Source organism: Ureibacillus sp. 179-F W5.1 NHS (genome assembly GCF_045369345.1).
GTDB classification, from domain to species: Bacteria; Bacillota; Bacilli; order Bacillales_A; family Planococcaceae; genus Ureibacillus; species Ureibacillus halotolerans.
Genome location: NZ_JBIQFG010000076.1, coordinates 1 through 5412, shown reverse-complemented (window position 1 = coordinate 5412; position 5412 = coordinate 1). Strand labels below are relative to the sequence as shown.

3 protein-coding genes and 1 other annotated feature are annotated in these 5412 nt (G+C 37.5%); of the genes, 2 read left to right on the top strand and 1 reads right to left on the bottom strand.

What is annotated here, in order from left to right:
- Positions 1 to 73: 73 nt before the first annotated feature.
- On the bottom strand, positions 74 to 1699 hold the full coding sequence (locus ACH0B5_RS17560; protein WP_406928234.1) for an N-acetylmuramoyl-L-alanine amidase family protein: 1626 nt from the start codon (positions 1697 to 1699) through the stop codon (positions 74 to 76).
- Between the two features lie 159 nt (positions 1700 to 1858).
- Positions 1859 to 2103 (top strand) — a binding site (T-box leader).
- A gap of 47 nt (positions 2104 to 2150) precedes the next feature.
- On the opposite strand from ACH0B5_RS17560, the gene hisS reads away from it, so the two are divergent.
- The gene (gene hisS, locus ACH0B5_RS17555) at positions 2151 to 3419 is read left to right on the top strand and encodes a histidine--tRNA ligase (RefSeq protein WP_122973729.1); all 1269 of its coding nucleotides are present in this window, start codon (positions 2151 to 2153) and stop codon (positions 3417 to 3419) included.
- 31 nt (positions 3420 to 3450) lie between these two features.
- The gene (gene aspS / locus ACH0B5_RS17550) at positions 3451 to 5223 is read left to right on the top strand and encodes an aspartate--tRNA ligase (RefSeq protein ID WP_122973728.1); all 1773 of its coding nucleotides are present in this window, start codon (positions 3451 to 3453) and stop codon (positions 5221 to 5223) included.
- Positions 5224 to 5412 lie beyond the last annotated feature (189 nt).

Here is a 5412-nt window from a genome sequence, read left to right as displayed (position 1 = left end):
GCCGGTGAAATTTTACTTATCGTAAAATTTCACCGGCTTTTCATTTCAGAGGTGGGTTTTGTCCCAGCCTCTTTTAATTTTCTAGTTGTGCATCAAAATAATCTAATATCCCTTGGTAAATTCCTAAAGTCGCCTGTTCGCGATAATAATCCGTTGTCACGATTCGCTCTTCACTTGGATTACTTAAGTAGCCTAATTCGATTAAAATGGCCGGTTGTTTATTTTCACGAGTAACTAAATAATTTCCAGGTTGAACACCACGATCTCGTATGGTTACCTTTTCTGATAGACCATTATGAACATATTCTGCTAACTCCCGTTGGTAACTATTCGTGTAGTATGTTGTAAAACCAGAAATAGAGCTATCTTCTGTCGCGTCATAATGAATACTAATAAAAGCATCTGCCCCGTTTTGATGGGAAATGGATACCCGTTTACGTAAATCAACATATGTATCTGACTCACGTGTTAATATAACATCTGCGCCAGCGGAACGTAATTTGGATGTAAGTAATTCCACCGTCTTTAAGTTAATATCCTTTTCTTCAGTTCCACTTACTCCAGTTGTTCCTCTATCATTACCACCGTGACCTGGATCAATAACAATTTGAACACCCTTTAACGTTCCTTTTTTTCGTTGTTCTTTAGGTTCCTGCTGCTGAGTTGTATCTTCAGAAATAGCCACCTCTTCATCTACTGATACAACCCAATTTGCTACATAGGCAGAAGTGTTCTTGTCCAACTCTACCTCGTACCAATCATCCTTTGTGGAGAGTATAGGATATTTCTCTCCCGCATTTGCACGAAGGACTACATTGGATGAAGTAGAAGGTACCTCACGAAGGTTTGTACCATTATAAATAATCGTTACGGTACTTTGGTCAGTAGAAGGTGTGTCTGATGTTGCAGCCGTAGGAATTTTTTCAATTTCTTGAAAATGTCCGTAAAAACTATAAACCCAGCCTTTTTCTTTACCGTGTTGAATTTTAACCCAATTATTTTCCCGATCAAGTACTTCATATTGTTCGTTCTTTTTTGCAGTACCGATTTTTTTGGAAGATAAGTCTGGTTTTTTACGTACATTCACTGCATCTACGGCAATTGTAAATAGTTTAGGATTTACTTCAGCGCTTGTTTTCGCAGATTTAGTTGACGAAGTTTCATCTTTTACGCTTTCCGATTGTTCAGTTGTATGCTTTTTATTCTTTATTACATATTCTGATGAAACCCAGCCGACAGTTCCGTTATAAGAAATTTTTACCCAATCATTTTCAGTTGCTAAAACTTCCGCTTCATCACCTACGTTTAATTGGTTTAATACTGGGGATGAAATCGACGCCTCTGCCCGTATATTCAAATGATCTACTTGGGATATGACGGTACTAGCAGGTTGTTCCGTTTCAGAATTTTTTGGAGTGGAAGTTAACCATGAGGCAACCCACCCTTCAACATTGTTCACTTTAACGTGATACCAATCATCTTGCTTTTCAATAAAGGTTAGCTCTTCACCTTGTTTTAATGTTTCTAAAATTGGATAGGATAGTCCAGGACCTTCTCTTAAATATAAAATTTCCGCAGAAACAATTAAATCCGGTGTATCTTCATCTGATGCAAATGCATGTGTCTCATATGTATAAGGAAACAGCAATGAACAGATTAAGATGAAGGCCAAAAAACAATTGATTCCCTTTCGTTTCATCTAATCCCTCCTGTTCATTCATAATTTTGTAAGGAGATGCATAACCATATTTACTCTTTTCATTTTAAAATCAACTATGTACTAAAATCCACTGTTTTTTGAAAATAGTTGACAATATGTTATGACTTACTTAAGATTAGAGATAATGTAAAAACAGTAACATTGCCATTGACCAAGAAAGTAGCAATTACCTCTGTAGACAAGAGAGGGAGAGACGTGGGCTGAAATCTTTCCTACTACATGTAGATGTGAAAAACACTTGAGAGGCTTTTTCTCGAAAAACAAAGTTATTTGTTTAGTAGGGAAAAACGGAAACGGCCGTTATCCGTAATGAGGAGGGTGCACATCATCGTGCATCAACTAGGGTGGAACCGCGGAAGTCATTTCAAGCTTTCGTCCCTTGCGTAGGCAAGGGACGGGGGCTTTTTTTAGTTTAGAAAGGAGAATGAAAATGTCATTTAAAGTACCTAGAGGGACGCAAGATATTTTGCCAGAGCAAACTGCCAAATGGCAAAAAGTTGAATCCGTTTTACGTGAATTAAGTCGCGTCTACCGTTATAAAGAAATTCGTACACCAATTTTTGAACAAACGGAATTATTTCAACGGGGTGTAGGAGATACAACCGATATCGTTCAAAAAGAAATGTATACATTTGAAGATCGGGGAGGACGTTCATTAACCCTTCGCCCTGAAGGTACTGCCTCTGCTGTTCGTTCTTATGTAGAACATAAAATGTTCGGTAATCCAGATCAGCCTGTCAAGCTTTCTTATATGGGTCCAATGTTTCGTTATGAACGTCAGCAGGCCGGTCGTTACCGTCAATTCGTCCAATTTGGTGTAGAGGCAATTGGAAGTGCTGATCCGGCAATCGATGCGGAAGTCATTTCCCTTGCGATGGATATTTATCAAACAGTAGGATTAAAAGACTTAAAATTAGTCATAAACTCCCTTGGGGACAAGGAAACGAGAGATGCTCATAGAACAGCGTTAATTCAACACTTTGAACCAAGTATTGGGGAGTTTTGTTCCGATTGTCAAAACCGTTTAGCAAAAAATCCACTCCGTATTTTGGATTGTAAAAAGGATCATGATCACCCGTTAATGAAAACAGCACCTGCTTTAACAGATTACTTAACGGAATCCTCTGCCAAATACTTTGATCAAGTGAAAAAGTATTTAGAAGTACTTGGTATTGCTTATGAAGTAGACCCGAATTTAGTTCGCGGACTAGATTACTACAATCACACTGCTTTTGAAATTATGAGTACAGCAGATGGTTTTGGTGCCATTACAACTCTTTGTGGTGGAGGCCGTTATAACGGATTAGTTGAAGATATTGGAGGACCGGATGTTCCTGGAATCGGTTTTGCCATGTCAATCGAACGTCTACTTTTAGCCCTAGAAGCAGAAGGAATTAAACTCGATGTGGAAGATGGCCTTGATCTATATGTCGTTGCTATCGGTGACGAAGCAAAATTAAAATCAGCTGAATTAATTAGTTCTTTCCGAGCAAAAGGAATTTCTGCTGATATGGATTATGTCGATCGTAAAATGAAAGCCCAAATGAAATCTGCCGATCGCCTTGGTGCTAAATTTGTGATTGTCCTTGGGGATACGGAGATGGAAGAAGAGGCTGTAAACGTAAAAGAAATGGAAACAGGAAATCAAGAAAAAATTCCATTCCACGATCTAGTTAACTATTTACTTGAAAATAAATAATGCTTTTAATCATAAATTGGAGGAAAAGATTATGGCGCAAAGAACGCATGCATGTGGCGAAATAAATGAACAACATCAAGGAGAAAAGGTTATTTTAAAAGGTTGGGTACAAAAACGCCGTGACCTAGGTGGTCTAATTTTCGTTGATGTACGTGATAGAACAGGAATTGTTCAAGTCGTTTTTGGAGATGAAGCAAAGGATGCATTAGCTGTCGCAGAGACGATTCGTAATGAATATGTTGTTGAAATCGAAGGTACCGTTGTTCTTCGTGATGAAAAACAAATTAACCCAAATTTACGAACAGGTAAAATTGAAATTGTCGCATCGTCTATTAACATTATCAATGAAGCGAAAACTCCACCCTTTGCCATTGATGATAAAGAAGAAATTGGAGAAGATGTGCGCCTAAAATATCGTTATTTAGATTTACGTCGTCCAGTTATGTATAACACATTTAAATTACGTTCAGATATTACCCGTTCTATACGTAACTTTTTACAAACAGAAGGCTTCCTTGAAGTGGAAACACCGATTTTAACAAAATCAACACCAGAGGGTGCTCGAGATTATTTAGTACCATCACGAGTACATGAAGGGGAATTTTATGCATTACCCCAATCACCACAACTTTTTAAACAATTATTAATGGTATCTGGATTCGAAAAATATTTCCAAATTGCCCGTTGTTTCCGAGATGAAGATTTGAGAGCTGACCGTCAGCCAGAGTTTACGCAAGTCGATATTGAAACTTCCTTTATGTCAATGGATGAAATCATTGAAATGAATGAACGTTTAATTCAAACGGTGATGAAAGAAGCTAAAGGGGTGGATGTTTCCCTTCCATTCCAACGTATGACATACAAAGAAGCAATGGATCGTTACGGTTCTGATAAGCCGGATGTTCGATTTGGTTTAGAATTAGTTCAACTTTCTGAAATTGTTCGAAATACATCCTTTAAAGTATTCGCTTCTGCTGTGGAATCTGGCGGTGAAGTAAAAGCAATCAACGTCAAAGGAAAAGCAGATAATTATTCACGTAAAGATATTGATGCATTAGCAGAATTTGTTGCCATTTATGGTGCAAAAGGATTAGCATGGTTGAAAGTGACAGAAGGAGGATTATCGGGTCCAATTGCTAAATTCTTTGAAGGCGAAACGGCTGAAAACTTAATGACAGCAACGAATGCGGAAGCAGGAGACTTATTATTATTTGTAGCGGATCAATCTTCCATTGTTGCGGCTGCTTTAGGTGCTCTAAGAAATAAATTAGGAAAAGAATTAGGCTTAATCGATGAATCCCAATATGCATTTTTATGGGTTACTGATTGGCCGTTGTTAGAATATGATGAAGAAGCAGGTCGTTATACAGCTGCTCATCATCCATTCACTCGTCCATTTGATGAAGATATTGAAAAAATGGATACGAACCCTTCAGAAGTTCGTGCCCAAGCATATGACATCGTATTAAATGGCTACGAGTTAGGTGGAGGCTCTTTACGAATTTACGAACGTGATCTTCAAGAAAAAATGTTTAAACTTTTAGGATTTAGTCAAGAAGAAGCCCAAGAACAATTTGGTTTCTTATTAGAAGCGTTTGAATATGGAGTTCCGCCACATGGTGGCCTTGCCTTTGGATTAGATCGATTCGTTATGTTACTTGCAGGTCGTACAAATTTACGTGATACGATCGCATTCCCGAAAACGGCAACAGCGAGCTGTTTATTAACATCAGCACCAAGCGAAGTTTCTACTGCCCAATTAGAAGAACTTAGCTTAACAGTTACAAAGAAAGAAGAAAAATAAATTGACTTTACGTTTACGCAAGAATGTTTTATACATTCTTGTGTTTTTGTTTTTTATTATCTATAAGTAATGAAATATATCTAGTAAAAATGGTTTAAAACGGATTGATTTAAAAAAATGGCTCTAAAATATTTGTTGGGGTACAGATAAAATTCAGAAAAAATAAACACGCAATCTCCTAATTTTGTT

Coding starts and splice junctions, on each gene's coding strand:
- aspS (WP_122973728.1), top strand. CDS start 3,451: ATGGCGCAAAGAACGCATGCATGTGGCGAAATAAATGAACAACATCAA.
- ACH0B5_RS17560 (WP_406928234.1), bottom strand. CDS start 1,699: ATGAAACGAAAGGGAATCAATTGTTTTTTGGCCTTCATCTTAATCTGT.
- hisS (WP_122973729.1), top strand. CDS start 2,151: ATGTCATTTAAAGTACCTAGAGGGACGCAAGATATTTTGCCAGAGCAA.